Raw genomic sequence first — 20,566 nt, 5'->3', positions numbered from 1 at the left:
ATAAACATATCCTTTAGATATGTTTTATTATTATCTTTGCGTATATGGAAATCGTTACGCAATCAATACCTACCCTAAAAATCTGGCCTAACACTGGTCAGATCGCTGGCATTCCAAAAAATCCCAGGTTCATTAGAGATGAACGTTTTGCCAAGCTTGTAAGATCGATAATCGACCATCCAGAAATGTTGGAGCTTCGAGAATGCCTCGTTGTCGAGTATGCAGATGAATTTGTTGCTATAGCTGGGAATATGAGGTTGAGAGCAGTTGTCGAGGCTTCATCAATGTCTGAGGATGAATTTGCTTTGATTATTGAAGAGAAACAATCAAAAGATAACTTCAATGACTGGCTTGCTGCAATTACTGAGTTAAGATCAACTAAAACCATTCCTTGTAAGATTATCCCAAGGTCAGCTACAATTGAGCAAATTAAGGCATATATGATCAAGGATAATGTTGGTTTTGGTAGCGATGATTATGATCTGTTAGCAAACGAATGGGATCAGGACGATCTTTTAGATTGGGGAATGATCCTTACCAGCTTAGATGGAGGTGATGATGAGCCGGAAGAAAAGGAAAAGAAGTCTGTTGTGAGATTAGTAATTGAATTTGATGGTGATCTTGCGAACTATGACGAAGTGAAAAGGCGCGTGAGCGATATAGTGGAGGAATTTCCAGATGCAAAGTTGAGGGATTAAGATGGGTAATGTTAAGGGAAACAGAACAGCTACACAAATAAGGGAGGCGCGGCTTGTAGTAGTTTCGGAGCTATATAAGAAGGGCTACGGATATGATGCGATGCGTAAGCAGGTTATGTCACGTCTTGGACTTGCTACTTATTCAAAAAGCACTCTACACAAAGATATTCATATTCTCCTGAATGAATGGAGAAGTACCAGGATTGACAATACTGAATTATCAGTTCAATTAGAACTTGAAAAGATCAATGCTCAAGAGGTGGAATTGTGGGAAGCCTGGGATAAGTCTAAGATCGACCATAAGTCGACAAGTAAGAAACAAAAAGGAATAGCCGGTAAAGCAAAATCTGTTGGGCCTAACGGCAATATAGTGGATTCTGAAAAGATAGCAACGACCGCCATTGAAAGGATCGAAAAGGATGAGATAAACTTTGGAGATGCTAGGTACCAGGCGGAACTAACCAAGTTAGGCCAAGAGCGAAGAAAACTTTTAGGGTTATATGCTCCGGAGAAGAAAGAATTAAGCGGAAACGTTGGTTTTTACGATTTCCTACAACAGAATAACGTTTTAGAAGATTAACCAATGACCAAGCAAGCATCTAAATTCGAGGATAATGCCAGATCAGCAGTTAAACTTTGGACGGAAGACTGGAATAAGTTTGCCGCTGAAGCATTGGGCGTCTCGCTGGACAAAGATCAGCAAGCAATTTTGACATCAGTACAGTTCAATCCACGAACGACCGTAGCATCAGGCACCGCACGAGGTAAAGATTTCGTAACAGCTGTAGCGGCAGTTTGCTTTATGAACCTCACGCCCATGTGGAACAAGAAAGGTGAGTTAATTGCCAATACAAAAGTAGCGTTGACTGCTCCTACTGATCGTCAGGTTAAAAACATCATGATGCCTGAGATATCTAGATTGTATAACCGGGCGAAAAAACGTGGCATTCAACTGCCTGGTAGATTAAATGCTTATGATGTTCGTACAGAATATGAAGAATGGTTTTTAACAGGCTTCAAGGCTGATGAGCATAACCACGAAGCATGGTCAGGTTTTCATGCTGTTAATACAATGTTTGCCATTACTGAGGCATCAGGTATTTCTGATGATACTTTCGGAGCTATTGAGGGTAACCTTCAGGGTAATTCAAGAATTTTATTAGTATTCAACCCGAATGTCACAATCGGTTATGCTGCTAAATCACAAAAAGGTGATCGTTGGAATAAATTCCGCTTAAATTCTCTTACAGCACCTAACGTTATCGAGAAAAAGCCCATTATCCCAGGGCAAGTTGATTATGAATGGGTAGCTGATAAGCTTGATAACTGGTGTACGAAAATTAGACCTGATGAAATTAGCGAAACTCAGGATGACTTTGAGTTTGAAGGACAATGGTACCGACCTGAAGACATTTTCCGAATTAAAGTACTTGGTAAGTTTCCTAAAGTATCCGAGGATAGTTTAATTCCGGAACAATGGATTGAAATTGCTCAAAATAGATGGCTTGAGTACGTTGAAAAGAATGGCCACAATGCAATTCATAAAGGATTGCTCAAGCTAGGTGTCGATGTTGCGGGTATGGGACGTGACAGCTCTGTTTTTTGCCCTAGGTATGATTCCTTCGTCGACCATTTCTATAAAACGAATTCTGGAGGTAAAGCAAATCACATGGAAATTGCTGGAAAAGTAAAAAACATTCTTGATTCCAATCCAGGTTCAACGGCTCAAATAGACACAATTGGCGAAGGAGCTGGAGTTTATTCCCGACTAGAGGAACAGGGCTATGAAAACATTGCTTATAGCTGTAAATACTCTGAAGCTGCCAAGGATAAGTTTGGTGAGTTTCTAACAGATATTACTGGCCAATACAAGTTTGCAAACATGCGTGCATGGTTATTCTGGGCTGTTCGCGACTGGCTTGATCCAAAAAACAAAATGAATCCAATGCTTCCCCCTGGCAACACTTTAACAGAGGAAGCAACAGAAATAAAATGGAAGTTTCAAAGTAATGGAACGATCATCATTGAAGCGAAAGACGACATCAAAAAGCGTTTAGGCAAATCAACAGATGAGTTTGATGCACTTGCAAACACTTTCTATCCAATAATTGATAATACACCACAAGACTTAGAAGGAGTTTTTTAATATGAAAGTTGAAGATATTGCACCTGGTGCGAAAATAGACACGATAATCGCTAATCTTAAAATGAGGCCTTATCCCCTACCAAAGGTTGAGTTATTCGAAAAAAGACTAAATGTTAAAGGTCACAAGGTATTCAGTACAACCGAAAGAGAAGACAAGATTATTTATCCTAATCCAGAAAAAGATGCTGCTGGTAATATAACTGGTAAGGGGGAACCAAAAATAGAAAAGGTCAATCGAATTGGTTTCGCTCTCCAAAAACTGATCATCAAACGAGCCGTGTCATTCCTGTTTGGCAATCCGGTAGTTCTGGATTATAATGCTGAAAGCGAAGAAGAAAAAGCACTCATGGTTTGTCTGGAAGAAATTCTTGATGACAACAAAGAAGAGTTCCTAAACAAAAACGTAGCTCGTAAAGTATTTTCATTTACCGAAGCTGCAGAATATTGGTTTACGGTAGAACACGAAGAGCATGAGGAATATGGATTCAAGACTTCAAGAAAGCTTAAATCAAAGTTATTTAGTCCTGATCAAGGAGATGTATTATATCCTTATTTCGATGAATACGGTGATATGGTAGCGTTCAGCAGGGAGTTTAAGATAAAGAAACCTAACCTTGAAACAGTCTATTTCGAAACCTACACAAGTGAAGAGCTTATCAGATGGAAGCAATCGAGCCTATCTATGGATGGAGCGTGGGTTCAAGACCATTGGGAGGAAATTCCAATCAAGAAGATTCCCATTGCTTACGCTAGACAGGATGAAATGGAGACTGAGGATATTGAAAGCATCATCGATCGTCTTGAAAAAATGTTTTCAAATCTTGGCGATACAAACGATTACCATTCGGCACCAAAGATCTTCGTTAATGGCCGGATACTGTCATTTGGTTCCAAAGGATCAAGCAATACAGTAATTCAAGGTGAAAAGGATGCAAAAGCTGAATACTTATCATGGGATCATGCTCCAGAGTCGTTTTTGGTCGAGGCGAATAACCTTATCAAGATGGCTTATACCATTACTCAAACGCCAGATATCAGTTTTGAAAGCGTAAAAGGCATTGGTGCATTATCTGGTATAGCTTTAAAGTTGATGTTCCTTGATGCTCACTTAAAAGTGAAGGATAAGGAAGAAATTTTTATCCCTTTCTTACAGCGAAGATACAAGATTATCAGAGCCTACGCTTCTGAAATGAATAACAATGGCTTTAAAAAAGCTTCCAAAATGAAGATTAAGCCAACAATCACTCCTTATATGATCGCCGATGATCTTTCAGCAGCACAAGTGCTCCAAGTGGCCAATGGCGGTAAACCTTTCATTTCTCAACTGGAATCAGTTAAGAACTGGGGCGGCAATGAAGATGATTATGATAAGATCCTTGAGGAGAAGAAAGCAGATTCTCAATCTAATGTTTTTGAAACAAGTTATTAGTTAATTGGCCAAGCGTAAATTCATAACCATTGACGATGCTCGTTTTGAAAAGCAGCACCTTTCACGTATGGAAAAATACGCTGAAAAGGTTGAGGCTATATTTCGTTCTGCACTCGACGAATATGCAAAGCTTGGCTCATCAATTAAAAACGTAAACCTTGATAAGCTTTTCAGTTTTAAAGATTACCCTGAAACGAAAGAGAAGCTGGATAAGATCATTAATGTGACTTATGGCAATACTTTAGCAACCGTTCAATCAGGAATTAAAGATGAATGGAAGTTCTCTGCTTTAAAGAATGATGAGGTCGTCAAGGCCGTTCTCGGAAAAAGCAGATTGTCAAAAGCCGATATTGAAAAATATGCTAATCAAAATATAATTGCTTTAAAAGCATTCCAAAATAGAAAGGACGGTCCAAAACGATTAGGATTATCAGAAAGAATATGGAATTATGCCAATGATCAGAAAACAGAGGTAGAACTTGCCTTAGATATTGGTATTGGCGAAGGTAAATCTGCCGTTGAGATTGCCAATTTATTAAAAACCCATTTAAAACAGCCTTCAAATATATTTCGCAGAGTTAGAAATAAGCGTGGAGGCCTTGTTCCATCTAAAGCAATGGAAGCTTATAATCCAGGTACAGGCGTTTACAGATCTTCTTTTAAGAATGCAGCTCGTGTTGCAAGAACTGAAACCAATATGGCCTACAGAGCAGCTGACTACGAGCGTTGGAATCAATTAGACTTCGTTGTTGGAATTGAGATCAGGCTAAGCAATAATCCTAACCATTGCAAACTGTGTGCTGCCTTAGCTGGCAAATATCCTAAAGAATTTAAGTTTGTCGGATGGCATCCGCAATGCCGCTGCCACGCTGTATCCATATTAAAAACTCAAGATGAAATCGACCGTGAAGAAAGGGCGAAATTTTCCGGTAATTCCGATAATTCCAAAGGAAATTCCGAAAATTCCGTTAATGACGTGCCGGATAGCTTTAAGGAATGGGTAGATATCAATAAGGATAGAGAGGTTAAAAACACCCCATTTTGGGTAAAAGATAATTTTAAGGATGGGGATATTAAGAAGGGCTTAAACTTTAAATCCAAAAAAGATAAACCTCCACGTAAGGCTGTAGAAATTGATGATGACGATATTATCAATCTTAATAATTTTATTAAAGGTGATCAGCCTACAAACAAGGAGATTGAAAGTATCATGCTGGCATACGCGCAAAAAAATCCGGAAAACTTTAGAACCGGCTTAGGATCTGTTAAGTTTACAAACTCTAGATCATTCATGATGCAGCATGCTGCCAGCTATAAGCCTTCAACAAATGAATGGGTAGGAAAAGCCGATATTACCATTAGCAATAATACATTCCTAACCATCGGATTTAATCCGGCAAACGAGTTTAAACAGGCATTAGTAAATATAAAGAATGGAGTTAATCTAACATTTAACCAGGAGTACTCAATAGAAGCTTTATGGCATGAAATTTTACACGCTAAAACACTTTCACCACCAAGAAAGCTCAGCGAGGCTCAAACTGCAGCTATGGAAACCGTTAATCAATTTGTTGCCAGACATACCTATACCGATTTCCTTAAATCACTGGGTGGAAAAGCGGTTAATAAAAAAAATATTTTAGAAAAGGGCTATGGTTATACCAACTGGATAAAAGATTTTAGGAAAAGGCTAAAAGCAAATGGAATTTCAGAAAAGACAGCCTTAGAAGAGCTTACTCCAATCTTAATGAAGGATTATAGATCAATTCAATTTGAATTAATGAGGTTTTTCGAGAAACATAAAAAGTAGTTTATTGAGGGTTTAAGACATGATCATGCCCGGCTCTGTATTGTCTTTCAATATCAGGAATCTTAGACCATATTTCGTCAGCTTCTTTAACAAGGCCACGATGCTCAAGCAGCTTAGCTAAGTCAAGCAATGTGCCTTCTTCGCTATTTTCAACCTTATAATCTTTAACTGGCAATAGTAAAACGGAGAAGCCGTAAGCCATCGAATCTGACTTCTTATCATATCCGAATAGCTCCACTAATTCGGGATTGGTTGGATTGTAATCAAATATTGTTTTCATAATTCTATAAAATTAAGATTTCATCCTTGACTTACAAAGCCTGGCTTGCTGGTATCCGTATTTTTTATTTCAATTCTAATTTCAAGTTTTTGAAATTTCGCAGTATTAAGAATTGTTGATTCGCTTCGAATATACAAACCTGAGTTAAAAGCCATATCTAATCTTTCTAAGATGCCGACCTTAAATTTTTCCAGATCTTCTTTGGTTGTTATTTTTTTCATTTGCTATAATCCATTTTCAATGCATTTATGTTTACTTCTCTGTATTATGATTTAGATTTTTAAACTATCCTTAGCTAAATGAGTTTTGTAAAGAATAACATTAACGTGGGATAGATTTCAAGCTTGAACAGTGTTAGAGTAATGTTATAATGCAGAGGAACTCTACCTCTGCATTTTTTATTTAAACCATCGAAAAGTTTCAATATGCTTTATTAGCTTCATTAATAAGCTTCTGTTTATTGGGTATTTTCATCCATTTATTATATTCTTCCTTCGCCATTTGGTTAAGTTTTTTGCTTTGATAAAATCGAAGAGCAACCAAAAAAGGTCTTCTTCCAGATGCAGGCTCTGCTACACGCCCCTCTCTTTCGATAGAGTCTTTTCTTATCATTTCAACTAAATAGTCGCTCCCTTTACTAATAGCTTTTCCGTGAAGAATTATAAATACAGGATTATAAAATGATTTATCCAAACTAATTATTTTGTCTGTTACTTCTTTGCTTTCCAAGCCTTTCAAAAGACCGTTATAAAAAACCTGGTCTTTATAGGTTTGTATCCATTCTTTCTCATTTTCTTTACCTTGTCCAAATGTTGAAAGTGAAAATAGAATTAAGGCATTTATAATTAATATTTTTCTCATAAGTTTTATTGTAATTTCCATAGTGTTATTTTACTTACCCCCCCTTTTGCAGTAAAGTAATAATGTGTCACTGGTGGTGTAGTATAAAACCCTGCATGTCCTGAGGCACCAAAATAAGTTGGTCCCGGATAGTTAGGAATCATTATATATATACCATTTAATCCATTCAGTGCTGTAGCAAATCCTTCACCATTTTTTCCAGCATTTGCTGCTGTTAATCGAACGCTATTGCTTGCTGTAGGGGGGAATGTTTTTGTCATCCAAGCATTTAAACTCGCAGCTGATAAAAAATAATTTTTACCATCACCGCCTTTATATGTCCCTGAAACTTCCGGAATAGTCACTCCTGAGTAATTTAATGCTCTTGAAACCCTTAGCGCACATGCATTACTATATGTATTATTATTATATGGGTCCGAATCGGAAAGCGAAGCATCACGAAGTGCTTTTGGAGTGCCTCCAACCAAATCGAATACCTCAGGAGCTGACATTTCAAATTCGGCTTTACCAAACCCAGATTTAGGATAAGCTAGTGAAAACTCAAAAAGAGTTGGCAAGGTTTGCTGCTGAATCACAAGATTTGGATCGTTCCAATAATTCTCATCAAAATCTTCAGGCCCATCTGAACCGTCTGCCTTAAAATTTAAGAAAGCATTTTTAAACTCTTCAAAATTTCTATTATTAAATAAATAACCGACACTCCAATTTGCAAAATCGATTGTTTCTGCTGTCTTGCCATTAATTCTCAAATACTCCAACACTCCAGAACTAACATCAGGCGATGCAGCAAGGAATGACTTTATGCTCACATCGGTTATACTAAGAATACTTATTAAATCTTGTCCAGGAGTTGTATAGGTAACTCCTCCAGGAGGCATTAAAAACAGACTTGTTTTTCCATTATAATAAGTTACTGGAAAGGTTAGTCCAGTTAAACCATAACCAAAGTTGGGAGCAGGCCCATATCCATCGCTGCCTCTAAAACCTACGCTGTAGTAAATCCCAGGCGTATATCTATCATAACTATAATCAGGTGTGAAAAACGATCCTGTTAAAGCTCCGTTAAGACGTATTTCAACCATGGTTCCATGGAATGAAACTCCGTTAAGTTCTACTGTTGTACCAAACGGATCGGATGCTATATAATTTATTGTTTTTAAATATTGCAGAAATGCATCAAAATTATCCACAAGGATTTGGCAATTTAGACATTTTGGATCCAATCCGAAATCAGCAGGGTTTCCTGAGGTACCAGGTCCTCCACCAGGTCCGCCACCACCTGGCATTTCATCTATTCCACAAGTCCTGCCCACAAATTCTTCAGAGATAATCACACCATCCTGATCTCTTGTAACTAAATACCAATCTATACACTTCCCACCCCCAACACTAGAAGGATCACCAGTCATAATTTTATTTTGTGCAATAGTTTGAGTATTTGAAGAACTTGATTTTATATTACCTCCACTTGACTTATTTGTTAACACCACATTGCTAACATCACTAAGTTTTCTTTGCTCACTTCCAAAGGCCTTTTGGTATAAAGATTTGGCATCATATGATCTCGTCTCGTCTTTTTTAAGGATACGATGTGCATTTTGATCATCATTAATCGATTTTACTTCATATCCAGTTGCTTTTTCATGCATTACTAAGACCGGATTAATAGTTTGTCTTAGCTCGAGAGGAACATCTACTTCTAATGGAACAATATAAATATCCGTTTGATCGTCCAATCTAGATGCCTGCACCTCATTCCATTTGGGTTTTATATCCAGAGGAAAAGAATAACCATTAATAGACATTAAAGTACTTGTCGATTTATCGAATTTCTGATTATACCAATTCTTTGCACGTTCGACAGAATCTGAGGCATTTGGCATTAGATTATCTTTACGACAGGATTGCGCCAAAAATAGGCACATAATAGCAAGGCAAGCCATAGCTTTGCCTTTAGAGAGTGTTAGTTTGTTCATCAGTTAATTAGTTAAAGTAAATTTTGAGAGATGATGATTTAGCGAATATAATTTTTATTTCCGCAAAACAAGAAATTCAGAAATTAATTTTTATTGATTCTATTTACTAATAATATTAGTAATTTTGATTCTTTTTAATCTTTAATCAAAATGAAAATCACAAAATCATATGTAAAATTTGAGCATAACGGGGAACTAATAGTAATAAGAGCTGGTAATTATAAAAACATTTTGCATATCGGAGAGAGATTTGCAGGGTATTTATATTACAATACTAACTCATTCAAAACCCTCCCTAAAATCAATCTATCCAAAGAGTTAATTGATGAAATAATTTTAGGAGTTGAGAAACTTGACGAAATAAACTCTCATGTTTATTTAACAACACATATTAGAATTCGGGAAGAACTAAAAGTGAGAAGAAGTTTATCAGCAGATATTTATTCTAGTTAGTTGTATTTTCTATTTTCTTTGAATTACTAAATATATTAGTAATTTTGAAGCCCTTATTGATCCGAAAATGGAAACGAACTTCAGAAACTACAAGCCCGCCCTCGAAAGACAAATACAAAGCTGGTTTTGGCTTAATGATAAGATGCGACCTTTCATAATCAGTTTAGATCGCTTAATTGAAGTTGATGGATCTGATGGGGGAGATATTTTTATAAACCTTCATGCTCTAAATGATTTATATACTGATCGTTTCTTTAGAAAACAGTTGACTGAGGTTGCGCCAAAATTAATAGATCAAATTCTTAAACCAGGCTTAGCTGAGTTTCTTAAAGTTGTTGGATGGGAATCTTTTCTATTTAGCATAAAAGTTAAGATTGGTGGTGAGTTGTATGAAAAATTACTACGCGTTAAAAATCCCGACTTCGAATGACATGGGGGCCTCTTCCAGATCCCGCAAAAGATTACCGTGCGCATCTGGCATTACAAGCAAAAAAAATGAATTTTTGGATTTATAGTAAAACCACTAAGTTATGGTATACCCCTGAAGAATTCATATGGAGCAATGAGGATATAAATGTGCATAGAGGAAAAGCAAATGCCCCTCAACTTATATTAATGGATCCTAGGGAAGGGCTTAAAAAAGCTAACGATCTAATTCTAAGAGCATCAAAATTTGTTGAGGAACACACAAAAAAAATAAATCAGTATTATGATTTAAAGAAAAAGTAAAACAATATTTATTAAATTAGATTTAACTATCATGCTTACAACCACATTTAATATACATCCTTTTGGTGCAAAAACTGCTCAAAATGTTATCATCCATATTGATGATGAAATTTACTTTGTGCATGTAGAAGGAAACTTTATTGGCTCAATGGTGATGGATTCAGAATCAGAATTTGGGTTTTCAACTGAAAACGAAGAGTTAAAACAATTAATAGAAACTTTATCAGGGCACCTTCAGCAAAAGCAGTTTAAAGAAAATTTTCCAAGGATAATTAAGGAGCAATGGAGAGAAAACATTGTTTCTGTTGAATTTACTGACGAAGAAACAATAATGGTTGTATGCCACCCAGAAGTTGATATAGATGATTTCGGATCTGTTGTTAGAGATTCTATTTACGATCTGGTCGAATTTGACGAGCATCTGAATGTGATTCTGACAAAAGCCGGTAGTGATGAAATATTTGATATAGGTCTAAATTAAATAATATGTGTTATTATGTAAGCCACGCAGTAAAATTGGAGGATTTAAAAGAATATTATTCTGCAGATCCAAAGTACCAGGAAGATGTTGAAGAATACAATCCCTACCACATTGTTTCAGGTTTTGTGCATCCCACACTTTCTTTAATAACTCAAAGTGAAAACAGGGCAATACAAAAAATGCAATGGGGATTAATCCCAAATTGGAAAAAGCCTTTTCCTGACATGCTAAAAATGAGTAATAATACTCTTAATGCAATGTCTGAAACACTATGGGAAAAGCCATCTTTCAAAAATTCTATCGGCAAAAACAGAGCAATATTGCCAGTAAACGGTTTTTATGAGTATAAACATGTGGATGGTGACAAGCTTCCATATTTCATCCATCCAAAATCCCATCCTTATTTTAACCTTGCGTGCATATATTCTAATTACCAAAACCCAGATACTAAAGAGTGGCTTACAACCTTCTCAATCGTTACTGCTGAAGCTAATGAATTAATGGCCGATATACATAACTCTAAAAAACGTATGCCTTTAATTTTGGATAATGATCAAATTGATTCTTGGATAAATCCATCTTTAGCTAAACCAGAGATTGACAATCTTTTAGTTGGATGTGACGACCGGAATATGGCTGCATATCGGGTAGATCGAAATTTAATTAAATTAGGGAATGTCCAAGAAGCATACAAACCATTATCGGGTAATTAGCCGATAATTGAATTTATCGGACATTTAGCCGATATTGAAGTTTCAGAAAGTTTTATATATTTGCTCTTGAGAGCGTTAATTTAGATACAGGTACAAGGCAGCATGCTTTGTGCCTGTTTTTTTTTATAAAACAATCTTTGCAGATACTTGTTCAAAGTCTCACAATACTTATTGCTGCTAAGATGAAAAAAATATTAATGATTGACGATGATTATGGGGTACTGGAAGCAACAACCTTAGCGCTTGAAATAAGTAACTTCGATGTTTTAGCTCTACCTGATGCAATTGGTCTTGAAGAACATATTGAAAATTTTAAGCCTGACACAATCTTAATGGATTATAATATTGGAGAGGTTCAGAATGGAAGAAAGATTTGTGAAAACTTGCGCACCAACTCCAAGACTAAGGGGATTAAAGTCATTTTATTTACAGCAGCAGTTATTACAGATTCAGACTTTAGAAATCCTTTATTTAGGTGTTTTGACGGATATCTAACCAAACCCTACGATCTTGACGATTTAATTAAAATTGTAAGTTAGATATTACTTTCAATAATCAACTTCATCATTTTTAACCTAATTAACAGCGGATTATTAATTTTAGCATCAGGATGAGCCTTTAAAGGCGAAAAGTGACTATCTAAGAACTTAGCATAATCATTTACCTTGCTAGCATCATTTAACATCACTGGCATTTGAGGTTTTGGTGCATTCGCAAACCATTCTTCTAACTCTTGAATTGTCATGTCCAAAAGTAATTAAACAATCAGGAACAAATCAGTGTTATTGTATAAAACATTAATTATGAGCGACAATAAAAACAAACAAGATGGTCGTGACGACACTAAAGTAGATCTGAACGACGCAAGTGAAGTGGCATATGCTGCAAAAGAAGCTGGAGTAACTCCAAATCGATACAAAGAGTTAGCAAAGCAAAGCGGAAGCTCTTCCAGAGCAAAGATTGCTGATTACATTAAAAAAAATGGCTAGAAGAAAGCTGATAGAAGCACAACTTGAAGGTGTCGCTAAATTACTTAAACCAAAAGTTTATCGTGATGGCGACACTTTCATTTGTTTTCTTGATGAAGATATTAATGAAAGCGTCTTAGGGCGAGGAACTAGCCTAATTGAAGCAGTAAATAATTGGGATGAAAAACTGAAAGCTCACTTACGCAATGCAGCTGCAGATGATCCAGTTGTTCATTTTGTAAAATCGCTAATCGATATCCCTGGCAGATCAACTGAAAGAAAACCACGGACGGAAGTTAAGAAACCTCAACATGTAACTGATTTTGAAACTCAGTTTTATTCTCGGAAAAAATAGATATTGTGAGCAACATAAAGAGCATAATCACCTATCCCTATACGGACCTTTGCCCTTAATCATTAAAATAATAATTACAAATATTGCCGATGAAATTAAAAATATTTTAGCTCCCAAATCATCAAATATTAAGAATGTTTATTAATTTCCTTTAAAACAACGGACCTAAGCAAGTTCGGACGCATTTCTTCAAGCAAATCAATTATCTTTTGCTTAACCTCATTTGAAAACTCGACAGCATTGACCTTTCCCAGGAGATCCTCCAGTTTTATTTCGGCATCAAATATTATAAATTGGATGCGTGCCTTTTCCTCTACCTTTTTAACAAAATTGTTGCCCATATGAATCCTAAACTTACACAATTTTTTACAACATCATGAGCCGAATAACTGATTTATTCGGCTCATGAATTAATTAACAGGTTTACCCCTATGCGTCCTTTTGCCCCTTTTGGAAAAGAACGTTCCAATTTCTGTGAAAATATCGCAATACCAACTTTGAATAGCGCGATCTGCAGCTTCTTTAATTCGTCTTGGTCCATTCCATTTATGCATTATTTCAAAATTAAGTTATGAGGATCTATAATTATTGAGGGTTTCCGTAGGTAATAAAATGGTTAATGCTTTCACATAGCTTATTTTTTTAAAAAAAATGTAAACCCCGCCTTTATTTCAGGACGGGGTTAAATAAAATATTAATTAATATGCTGAATTTCCTGGGAAAACTGCCCCGGGAGGGAATGTAGTCTGCCCATATTTGGTAAGGTGAGGAACATAATAATATAAGCCATCAGTAACCGCAACAGTCCAGTATTCGTATGGATGGCAACCTGCATATTTACCGCAAACGCAACCTCCTGTATTATGGGGATAAGTATCTGCCCCACTTGGATAACCACCGCCAGGCGCCTCAACTCCTAATACATCACTTTTAATTATTGTAGCTTTTTCAACCTTTTCGATTTTTGAATCGTTTGAACTAACCAAATTTTCTTCTTTTTTGCATCCTACACCTAGTGTAAGAGCAAAGGCCAATAGCCCTATAAGTAAATTTTTCACTACCTCCTTATGCTCGCGTCCAAAAGAGGATCGCGAGCTAAAAAATTAAATGAATATTACTTTAAAAAGGAAGGTCTCCGATATCTGGATTATCTGGCTCCAAAATCACAACCGTCTTAATTTCTGTGACCGGAACTTCGACCTTTTTGACTACTCCAACCACCTTTAATATTTTTACTTCAACATTATGTAAGAGATGCAAACGCTTTGCTTCTTGAATTGCCGATTCAATGTTATTGTGAGTATATCGCGGAGGAGTAGTTCCGTTAGCGGTCATTAGTAAATATTGCTCGATCATTGAACTACCCATACCCTTTCTTCGATTAGATGGTTTAATGAGCTTTCATCCATTAGCAAGGTGTGTCCATTAGCTTCTAAATCGTATATACCTCCAGAGTATGACAATACGTTAATGATGCCTTCAGGACTCTGAAGTTTCGAGCCTGGTCTTAAAACAGTTTGAACTACCATTTCTTACCTCCCTTCTTTTCATCTTTTGCAGCTTCTTTTTCAAGAACTTGAAAATTTTCAAGAATGTATTCTTTTAACTGACCAGATCTTTCATTGCGGTATAGCCAAAGTAAATAGCCTGCTGGTACATTAGCTATGGCGATGTTTTTAAACTTTCCGAAAGGCATAGCCGTTTCGTCAGTAATTTTAGTTGCTGTTGCGTTCATTGTTGTTGTGATTTTATTTAAGAGTTGCTGCTCTTTAGTTATGCTTCCCAAACTTCAAAAGCATTGTAAGACGCCATATCTGCATCGTTCACTACCTTTAGATTAAGTTTTTTAGCCTCAATTAGCTGACGAGCAGATGTTACTTGACGATCAAGATCTTTTGCTTTGAACATCACCCTTCCAGGCTTAATGTTTTTCACACTGCTTCCAAAAGCTTCAATAAATTGTTCAAGGTCTGTTGGCTTTGATTTAGTCATTTAGAACCTCCTCTCTAAGCTCATCGGTCAATAAGGTATTTATATCTATTCCAGTAAGATTGGAAAGAGTAATTACCACGCTCAATGGAGGTTCAGCCCTTTGTTCCTCATAGGAAGCGTATGACGGCCTACTAATACCCAATTGCTTTGAGAACGCATCTTGGGTAAGACCTTTTTGTTTTCTGATATGCTTAAGATTATGACTTATGCATTTTTTAACTGAGGATTGATCCTGGATTTCTCCATCAAGGACAAAGAAAGTGGAGTCATCTTTCTTTTCGGCATGGTCAATATCCATACCAGCCCCATTACACTTTTTCGTGTTCATATTGCTGTATTAAGTTAATCACTGTTGTTGTGTTCGTCCTTACCAGAAGTTGCTGCTTCTATCGGTAACGACTTTGCAAATATGATTAGCAAATTTTACAATTCCAAATTATTTCAGAAATAAATTAACTAATTAGTTTACTAATCAAATTTGCAATTTAAAGCCATTAAAGACCTAAAACATATCCAAAGGATATTTTATTTGATTTTTTGATTTATCTTTGAGTCTACTAATTAGTTAACGTTAAATTTTAAACATGGCATTTAGAAAAGAAATCTTTCAAGGACTGAAAGCAAAACACAAGAATGTACCAAAAAGCATCCTGGACAAGGCGGCTGATTTTCTTGAAAAAGGGGTAACTGAAGAAACGCAAGTAGAGGATACTGTAGAAAATGCAGAGGATTTAGTTACGGGCTTCGCTACGCTTTTCCAATCGGAAGGAGACAGACGTGCTGCTGACGCTTTGAAAGGGGTTAAACCTGATGCAAATAAGGGCAACGAGGACAAAGATCCAAACACCCCTGAACCTGGTAAGGATGATAAGGAAACACCAGCTTGGGCAAAGGCATTAATCGAATCAAACAAAACATTGACTGATCGATTAGCAGCAATAGAACAAGGAAAAACCGTCGATTTAAGGAAACAGGCTTTGGAAACGAAGCTGCAAGGGGTTGATGAGAAGTTTAGCAAGCAGACAATGAAAAACTTTTCAAGGATGAAATTCGATACTGATGAAGATTTCAATTCATTCCTTGAAGAAGTTGAAACTGATGCTGCCGACTACGGACAAAATCTTTCAGACAAAAGCTTGAGCCAACAAACAAAGCCAAAATCTGCCAATATAAAAACTGGCAAGGAGGCATCAGAAGCAGACATAAGTGCTGCAATTGGTAACATGAGTATTTAAACTTAAACTATGTCAACGACAGTCGATTTAAACGAAGACGGAAACATCATTGACACTGGTAACGATTCAATCGTTATCGTTCGTCATTTGGATTCAATCCGAGGAGGCAGATCCCTAAATGTAACAGGGTTCACCCCAAAAGTGATCAGTGCAGGGCATTTGATCATTCAAGATCCGGTAAGTAAGGATTTTAAGCCAATGCCTATCAATGCAGGCGCAACAGCTTATGCCGCTTTACCAGCAGATCACATCTATGTTGGTGTGTTGATCGCATCAATTTTAACTAAACGCCCATTTGCGGCAATCCTGACAAACGGAACGGTGAATCCCGTGGCTTCTCCATTCGCTCCGCCAGCTGGTGCAATTACGGCATTAACTCAAATCCAATTTAGAGCAGACTAATGGAAGTTACAAAATACTTAGAACTGGTTGAAGCATACTTCCCAGGTTTAGTCTTGAAAATCGTTGAGACTATCAATGGCGAGAATAGCCCTAGAACTTACCTTTTTCGTAGGTTCTTAAAGAAAACGTATTCGGTTGATGGCAAATGGGAAGCAATCACCGTAAATGGTCAAATCATCACTGCAGACTATGTTGCAATGGACTCACCTCTTCCTTTGAAGAGACGCCCTTCTCAAAGTTCTGCAAGTGGAACAATTCCTAAATCAGGTCTTGAGATGCAGTTAAACGAATCTCAGATGGACGCAATCGACACAATGATTGCCTTAGGTAAGCCACAAGCTTTAATCGCTGCAAAGTTATTGGAGCACTTGCCTATCGTAATCCTTGCGGTTTATGAAACCATTGAGTCAACTTTCTTGCAATCATTATCAACTGGTATTGGATTGGTACAGGATGATAAAAATACTGGTGTTGGTATCCGTATGGATTTCAAATACCGTACTGATCATAAATTTGGTGTAACCAAGTTGTGGTCTGATCCAACATCAAAACCATTTGACGATTTAAATCGTGCAAAGGCCCAAGCCAAAAAAGAAAACAGGACCATCCAGAGATGGCTAATTACCGAAACTGATTTGATGAACATTGCTTCAACAGACCAAGCTAAGCAACTCTTTGCTTTCAGTCAAAACTTTGTGGGATCGAACATCCCTGAGCCTGACTTTGAACAATTGAATGCGACGGCCAAAAAACGTTTCGGTTATGTTTTCGAAGTGGTTGATCGTTCTATGGTTTCACAGAAAAACGGTATCAATACAACATACCAGCCGTGGGCAGAACATGCCGTTGTTGGTATTTGCACAGAGCAATTGGGTGATTTGGTTTGGAAAGAACCTGCAGAAAAGAATCGTCCGGTGGATGGAGTTAAATATCAGACTCCTGAAGACTTTCTTTTGGTTTCTCAATTCCGCGTTAACCGTCCTACCCTTGCTGAGGTAGTAAACTCACAGGCACGTATTGTTCCGGTGATCAGCTCAATTAACGATATTTTCTTACTTGATTCAGGCATCATTCAAGCATAATGGCACTTCATCACGCAACATTAAAGGCAGCCGTTGCATTATATGCAATTCTTCTTACCCAGGGTAAGAATGAAACGGAAATTAAGGCTGAGATCGCAAAGGATCCTAAAGAGTTTTCAACTGAAGAAGTTGAAGAAATCTACCACGCCATCGTAAACCCTAAACCAGAAAAACCAAAGGTTTTCAAGCACATCGTCACAGGTTCTTTTAGAGATATCAAGGATTTCTCAAAAGAGTATAAAGCTGGAGATGATGTTAGCGATCTGGATCCTAAACGTTTGGCAACCTTAGTTGACAACGGTCTGGTTGAAAAAGTAGAACAGGAATAATGACAATCGGGAATTATATACAGGCGAAGCTAAAAAGGTTTCAATTCAGCATGGAAGATGAGGAATTAGAAGCTGTATTGGTTGATCAGGAAATTACTCCAGAAATGGAATATACTCCTGCTTTAGCCAATAAAATTAAAAAGGCTTTGATCTCTATAATTCCCGAATTGCTCCTTGCTCCTGACATATCACAAGGCGATTATTCAATTAAGTACAAGGTTGATGGAATCAAAGCATACTACTCGATGCTCTGTAAGGAAGCTGGAGAGCAAGATGTATTTAATCCATCAAAGGATATAATCGTTGATAAGAGCGCCTTATGGTAATCGACGTTCAATACCCACATCAGCTTAAAGTAACCTATCAGGAAGGCGAGTCTGTAAAAGATAGCAATGGAAACTGGGTGAATTCGAGTATTCCGGTTGAAATAGAAAACATTAGGTGCAGAATTCAGCCAAACTCAAAAGGAACAGTAATTACAGGTGTTGATGGAAATAAGATTGTTTTCGATGCAATTATATACGTTGAGGGGAGATTGGAAACTATTCCATACGAGGCCAAGGTTGAGGTATTCGAAAATGATGAACTAATTCTCAATACAACATTATTGAGGTTTTCCAGAGATAGTTTTCATTCAAGGATATGGGTATAAAAGCACAGTTCAGCAAAGCAGAAATCCGAAAAGCCATTAAAGCAAAGATTGAAGAGTATAGAGATGCTGTTACTGATAGATTGAAGTATTCAGGTGAGGAGTTCATAAATCTTGCACGCACAAGCGGAGAGTATACCGATAGAACAGGCAATCTGAGAAATTCAATCGGTTATATGCTCCTCTACAATCAGAAAATAAAAGGAGAAGGTTTTGTGGGTTCGGGAGGCTTATCTGTAAAAGAGGCAAAAAAGATTGCTCGCAGAATAGCCAGAGATAATCCTGATGGTTTTTTATTGGTAGGTGTTGCTGGGATGGATTATGCAGCTGCTGTTGAGGCGAAAGGAAAAGACGTAATTACTGGCTCATCTCAAAAGGTAGGAAGGCTTTTAAAGGCATCGTTAAAAAGATTAAATAGAAATTTCAATGTCTAAAAAAATATCAATAGAAGTAATTGACATCGTCTATAAACTTCTGATTAGCGGAGGAATAAATCTTGAAATCTTTAAAGGAAATAAGCCTGCTTCTTTCAGTGGTGAATGTATAGTTATTAATGCTCTACCCCTCTCGAATGATCAGCTTCAGGAGTGCATAATTAACGTCAATGTATTTGTTCCAAATCTTACTTTGAAAATCGGAACAAACCAGGATAACAGTCAGGCGAATTATGAGCGGATAAAAGTTTTAAGCTTGAAAGTGTCAGAAATCCTGAACGAGGTCGACATTGACGATTGGAGCTTAAATATTGATCAGGAGTATGTTTTGGAGAACGAAGGTTTTAACGAACATTTCAACAATTTCAGAATCAGTTTTAGAAACGAAAATATTTAAAAAATTAAAATTATGGCAAAGTCATTAAAAGGTTATAAAGCATTCCGAATCGGTGCTATTGCAGCGGACGGAGGAATGGGAACAGCGTTAACAGCGTTGGGTACAACCGTAAAAGGTTCAACGAATGCTACAACTTCAGAGGCTCAAACGCAGGACTTCAATATTGAAGAACAATCTGAAGCTTTTGAATCTGTTGTAACGGAAAACCCTCAAATGTCGGGGGTACTCGAGTGCTACGATGTAACTCCTGCAACTGCAGTTAAAGTTTTCGGCGGAACGGCAACGACCACTGGAACAGGTGCAGCAAAACGTGCTGTGTTTACTCCACCAGATGTTTACAATCCTTTGGAGGTTTCAGCAGAGATAGAATCGAAAAACGGTGCTATCCTGGGTGTAGTTCGCATGCAGTTACTTCCAGTATGGAATTTATCATTTCAAGATGGTGAATTAGGTAAAATCGTAATTAACTGGAAAGCATTGGCTCCAACAAAGGCCGCGACTCCGGCTTATACGCTTTCGGTTCCAGATCCGGCTTAAACATTAATTAATAGCCCTGCCGATCGTGCAGGGCTTTAAAACAATAAAATGAACGAGAAAGATATTCTAAGGCAAGTCGCTAACGTAGCAACGAATCGGGAAATTGATATAGAGATTGATATCGTTAAGCCAAGCATTTTAGATCGGTTACGAAAAAGGAAGTCCAAAGTTTTTAAAGTAAGGCGATCATGTTTAAGCACATTATTGTATTTATCGGAGTTAATCCTCGAATTAAAGACTGAAATCGATACTTCCGAGAAGAATAATGTTGCAAAAATCTTAAAGGCATTTGGAGATGATGCAGCACTAACCGTCAAAATCATTGGAGTATTGATACTTAATACTAATCAGCTTCCTCCCTACTGCCTAACGAAATTTCTACTGAAAAACCTTGATGCTGTTGAGCAAAAGTATTTACTCTATAAGCTTATTGACCATAACAGATTAGAGGATTTTTTGAGTTCTATCATCTTAATGAAAGGGATGAGCCTACTGAAGACGGAGGAGATGATAGCCTCCGAAAACGAAGTCCTTGGGAAACTGTCGGAGGAGCAATAAAATACTTCCGGTTTACCTGGCATTATTGCCTTTATGAAATTAGCTATGCGAA

At 37.1% G+C, this 20,566-nt stretch carries 34 protein-coding genes; 23 read left to right on the top strand and 11 right to left on the bottom strand.

Annotation, left to right across the window (positions count from 1 at the left end; all coding sequences use genetic code 11):
• Positions 1 to 44 precede the first annotated feature (44 nt).
• The 5 genes from EHC72_RS00590 to EHC72_RS00570 are packed head-to-tail and all read left to right on the top strand — an operon-like array spanning position 45 to position 6,083.
• Positions 45 to 698 (top strand): hypothetical protein, encoded by a 654-nt coding sequence (locus EHC72_RS00590; protein ID WP_131535507.1) that lies wholly within the window; start codon positions 45 to 47, stop codon positions 696 to 698.
• 1 nt (position 699) lies between these two features.
• Positions 700 to 1,278 (top strand): hypothetical protein, encoded by a 579-nt coding sequence (locus EHC72_RS00585; RefSeq protein ID WP_131535505.1) that lies wholly within the window; start codon positions 700 to 702, stop codon positions 1,276 to 1,278.
• 3 nt (positions 1,279 to 1,281) lie between these two features.
• Complete coding sequence (locus EHC72_RS00580) at positions 1,282 to 2,844, top strand: hypothetical protein (RefSeq protein ID WP_131535503.1); 1,563 nt, start codon at positions 1,282 to 1,284, stop codon at positions 2,842 to 2,844.
• Between the two features lies 1 nt (position 2,845).
• A complete protein-coding gene (locus EHC72_RS00575) occupies positions 2,846 to 4,273 on the top strand; it encodes a phage portal protein (protein WP_131535501.1) in 1,428 nt (475 codons plus the stop codon).
• A 4-nt stretch (positions 4,274 to 4,277) separates the two neighbouring features.
• Positions 4,278 to 6,083 carry a structural protein gene (locus EHC72_RS00570; RefSeq protein WP_211660252.1) on the top strand — a complete coding sequence of 602 codons (1,806 nt, stop codon included), beginning with the start codon at positions 4,278 to 4,280 and terminating at the stop codon, positions 6,081 to 6,083.
• A gap of 1 nt (position 6,084) precedes the next feature.
• Here EHC72_RS00570 and EHC72_RS00565 read toward each other — a convergent pair whose 3' ends face one another.
• From EHC72_RS00565 to EHC72_RS00550, 4 genes are all read right to left on the bottom strand, one after another.
• Positions 6,085 to 6,363: a hypothetical protein gene (locus EHC72_RS00565; protein WP_131535498.1), complete on the bottom strand. Its 279-nt coding sequence runs from the start codon at positions 6,361 to 6,363 to the stop codon at positions 6,085 to 6,087.
• A gap of 20 nt (positions 6,364 to 6,383) precedes the next feature.
• Entirely contained in the window at positions 6,384 to 6,584 is a 201-nt protein-coding gene (locus EHC72_RS00560; RefSeq protein WP_131535496.1) for a hypothetical protein, read from the bottom strand.
• A gap of 199 nt (positions 6,585 to 6,783) precedes the next feature.
• On the bottom strand, positions 6,784 to 7,224 hold the full coding sequence (locus tag EHC72_RS00555; RefSeq protein ID WP_131535494.1) for a hypothetical protein: 441 nt from the start codon (positions 7,222 to 7,224) through the stop codon (positions 6,784 to 6,786).
• A 5-nt stretch (positions 7,225 to 7,229) separates the two neighbouring features.
• Positions 7,230 to 9,200, bottom strand: coding sequence for a T6SS effector amidase Tae4 family protein (locus tag EHC72_RS00550; RefSeq protein WP_131535492.1), 1,971 nt, complete (start codon positions 9,198 to 9,200; stop codon positions 7,230 to 7,232).
• A 150-nt stretch (positions 9,201 to 9,350) separates the two neighbouring features.
• On the opposite strand from EHC72_RS00550, the gene EHC72_RS00545 reads away from it, so the two are divergent.
• The 6 genes from EHC72_RS00545 to EHC72_RS00520 all read left to right on the top strand — a co-directional run bounded on the left by EHC72_RS00545 (position 9,351) and on the right by EHC72_RS00520 (position 12,115).
• The gene (locus EHC72_RS00545) at positions 9,351 to 9,653 is read left to right on the top strand and encodes a hypothetical protein (protein WP_131535490.1); all 303 of its coding nucleotides are present in this window, start codon (positions 9,351 to 9,353) and stop codon (positions 9,651 to 9,653) included.
• Between the two features lie 67 nt (positions 9,654 to 9,720).
• On the top strand, positions 9,721 to 10,083 hold the full coding sequence (locus tag EHC72_RS00540; RefSeq protein WP_131535488.1) for a hypothetical protein: 363 nt from the start codon (positions 9,721 to 9,723) through the stop codon (positions 10,081 to 10,083).
• 65 nt (positions 10,084 to 10,148) lie between these two features.
• Positions 10,149 to 10,382 carry a hypothetical protein gene (locus EHC72_RS00535; RefSeq protein WP_131535486.1) on the top strand — a complete coding sequence of 78 codons (234 nt, stop codon included), beginning with the start codon at positions 10,149 to 10,151 and terminating at the stop codon, positions 10,380 to 10,382.
• Positions 10,383 to 10,413: 31 nt separating this feature from the next.
• Positions 10,414 to 10,863: a hypothetical protein gene (locus tag EHC72_RS00530; protein ID WP_131535484.1), complete on the top strand. Its 450-nt coding sequence runs from the start codon at positions 10,414 to 10,416 to the stop codon at positions 10,861 to 10,863.
• A gap of 5 nt (positions 10,864 to 10,868) precedes the next feature.
• The gene (locus EHC72_RS00525) at positions 10,869 to 11,576 is read left to right on the top strand and encodes an SOS response-associated peptidase (RefSeq protein WP_131535482.1); all 708 of its coding nucleotides are present in this window, start codon (positions 10,869 to 10,871) and stop codon (positions 11,574 to 11,576) included.
• Between the two features lie 182 nt (positions 11,577 to 11,758).
• Positions 11,759 to 12,115 (top strand): response regulator, encoded by a 357-nt coding sequence (locus tag EHC72_RS00520; protein ID WP_131535480.1) that lies wholly within the window; start codon positions 11,759 to 11,761, stop codon positions 12,113 to 12,115.
• Here the strand turns inward: EHC72_RS00520 and EHC72_RS00515 are convergent.
• Positions 12,112 to 12,321, bottom strand: a complete 210-nt coding sequence (locus EHC72_RS00515) for a DUF6965 family protein (protein WP_131535479.1) — start codon at positions 12,319 to 12,321, stop codon at positions 12,112 to 12,114. The two genes, EHC72_RS00520 and EHC72_RS00515, sit on opposite strands and share 4 nt — an antisense overlap.
• A 58-nt stretch (positions 12,322 to 12,379) precedes the next feature.
• On the opposite strand from EHC72_RS00515, the gene EHC72_RS00510 reads away from it, so the two are divergent.
• Both EHC72_RS00510 and EHC72_RS00505 read left to right on the top strand, forming a co-directional pair.
• Positions 12,380 to 12,565, top strand: a complete 186-nt coding sequence (locus EHC72_RS00510; RefSeq protein ID WP_131535477.1) for a DUF3606 domain-containing protein — start codon at positions 12,380 to 12,382, stop codon at positions 12,563 to 12,565.
• Positions 12,558 to 12,899: a hypothetical protein gene (locus EHC72_RS00505; protein WP_131535475.1), complete on the top strand. Its 342-nt coding sequence runs from the start codon at positions 12,558 to 12,560 to the stop codon at positions 12,897 to 12,899. Before EHC72_RS00510 ends, EHC72_RS00505 begins: the two co-directional genes overlap by 8 nt.
• A gap of 698 nt (positions 12,900 to 13,597) precedes the next feature.
• Here EHC72_RS00505 and EHC72_RS00500 read toward each other — a convergent pair.
• The 6 genes from EHC72_RS00500 to EHC72_RS00480 form a co-directional block, all read right to left on the bottom strand.
• Positions 13,598 to 13,957 (bottom strand): hypothetical protein, encoded by a 360-nt coding sequence (locus EHC72_RS00500; protein ID WP_131535473.1) that lies wholly within the window; start codon positions 13,955 to 13,957, stop codon positions 13,598 to 13,600.
• Positions 13,958 to 14,018: 61 nt separating this feature from the next.
• Positions 14,019 to 14,234 carry a hypothetical protein gene (locus EHC72_RS00495; protein ID WP_211660251.1) on the bottom strand — a complete coding sequence of 72 codons (216 nt, stop codon included), beginning with the start codon at positions 14,232 to 14,234 and terminating at the stop codon, positions 14,019 to 14,021.
• A 17-nt stretch (positions 14,235 to 14,251) separates the two neighbouring features.
• Entirely contained in the window at positions 14,252 to 14,428 is a 177-nt protein-coding gene (locus tag EHC72_RS22580; protein ID WP_165585744.1) for a hypothetical protein, read from the bottom strand.
• On the bottom strand, positions 14,422 to 14,634 hold the full coding sequence (locus EHC72_RS00490) for a putative quorum-sensing-regulated virulence factor (protein WP_131535470.1): 213 nt from the start codon (positions 14,632 to 14,634) through the stop codon (positions 14,422 to 14,424). The genes EHC72_RS22580 and EHC72_RS00490 overlap by 7 nt, the downstream gene beginning before the upstream one ends.
• A gap of 38 nt (positions 14,635 to 14,672) precedes the next feature.
• Positions 14,673 to 14,891 (bottom strand): hypothetical protein, encoded by a 219-nt coding sequence (locus tag EHC72_RS00485; RefSeq protein ID WP_131535469.1) that lies wholly within the window; start codon positions 14,889 to 14,891, stop codon positions 14,673 to 14,675.
• Positions 14,884 to 15,219, bottom strand: a complete 336-nt coding sequence (locus EHC72_RS00480) for a helix-turn-helix domain-containing protein (protein WP_131535468.1) — start codon at positions 15,217 to 15,219, stop codon at positions 14,884 to 14,886. The genes EHC72_RS00485 and EHC72_RS00480 overlap by 8 nt, the downstream gene beginning before the upstream one ends.
• A 256-nt stretch (positions 15,220 to 15,475) precedes the next feature.
• On the opposite strand from EHC72_RS00480, the gene EHC72_RS00475 reads away from it, so the two are divergent.
• The 10 genes from EHC72_RS00475 to EHC72_RS00430 are packed head-to-tail and all read left to right on the top strand — an operon-like array spanning position 15,476 to position 20,514.
• Positions 15,476 to 16,126, top strand: coding sequence for a hypothetical protein (locus EHC72_RS00475; protein WP_131535467.1), 651 nt, complete (start codon positions 15,476 to 15,478; stop codon positions 16,124 to 16,126).
• A 9-nt stretch (positions 16,127 to 16,135) separates the two neighbouring features.
• Positions 16,136 to 16,528, top strand: coding sequence for a hypothetical protein (locus EHC72_RS00470; RefSeq protein WP_131535465.1), 393 nt, complete (start codon positions 16,136 to 16,138; stop codon positions 16,526 to 16,528).
• Entirely contained in the window at positions 16,528 to 17,610 is a 1,083-nt protein-coding gene (locus EHC72_RS00465) for a hypothetical protein (protein WP_131535464.1), read from the top strand. The genes EHC72_RS00470 and EHC72_RS00465 overlap by 1 nt, the downstream gene beginning before the upstream one ends.
• Positions 17,610 to 17,939 carry a hypothetical protein gene (locus EHC72_RS00460; protein ID WP_131535463.1) on the top strand — a complete coding sequence of 110 codons (330 nt, stop codon included), beginning with the start codon at positions 17,610 to 17,612 and terminating at the stop codon, positions 17,937 to 17,939. The genes EHC72_RS00465 and EHC72_RS00460 overlap by 1 nt, the downstream gene beginning before the upstream one ends.
• Positions 17,940 to 17,989: 50 nt before the next feature.
• Entirely contained in the window at positions 17,990 to 18,265 is a 276-nt protein-coding gene (locus EHC72_RS00455; protein ID WP_131535462.1) for a DUF6706 family protein, read from the top strand.
• A complete protein-coding gene (locus EHC72_RS00450) occupies positions 18,259 to 18,591 on the top strand; it encodes a hypothetical protein (protein ID WP_131535461.1) in 333 nt (110 codons plus the stop codon). The genes EHC72_RS00455 and EHC72_RS00450 overlap by 7 nt, the downstream gene beginning before the upstream one ends.
• Entirely contained in the window at positions 18,582 to 19,022 is a 441-nt protein-coding gene (locus tag EHC72_RS00445) for a hypothetical protein (RefSeq protein ID WP_131535460.1), read from the top strand. The genes EHC72_RS00450 and EHC72_RS00445 overlap by 10 nt, the downstream gene beginning before the upstream one ends.
• Positions 19,015 to 19,419: a hypothetical protein gene (locus EHC72_RS00440; protein ID WP_131535459.1), complete on the top strand. Its 405-nt coding sequence runs from the start codon at positions 19,015 to 19,017 to the stop codon at positions 19,417 to 19,419. Before EHC72_RS00445 ends, EHC72_RS00440 begins: the two co-directional genes overlap by 8 nt.
• 12 nt (positions 19,420 to 19,431) lie before the next feature.
• Positions 19,432 to 19,956: a hypothetical protein gene (locus EHC72_RS00435; protein WP_131535458.1), complete on the top strand. Its 525-nt coding sequence runs from the start codon at positions 19,432 to 19,434 to the stop codon at positions 19,954 to 19,956.
• 48 nt (positions 19,957 to 20,004) lie between these two features.
• Complete coding sequence (locus EHC72_RS00430) at positions 20,005 to 20,514, top strand: hypothetical protein (RefSeq protein ID WP_131535456.1); 510 nt, start codon at positions 20,005 to 20,007, stop codon at positions 20,512 to 20,514.
• Positions 20,515 to 20,566: the final 52 nt, after the last annotated feature.

This window comes from Pedobacter nototheniae (genome assembly GCF_004335085.1).
Taxonomy (GTDB): Bacteria; Bacteroidota; Bacteroidia; order Sphingobacteriales; family Sphingobacteriaceae; genus Pedobacter; species Pedobacter nototheniae.
Note: the sequence above shows the minus strand (reverse complement) of the source record. Positions and strands in the feature narration are given on the sequence as shown.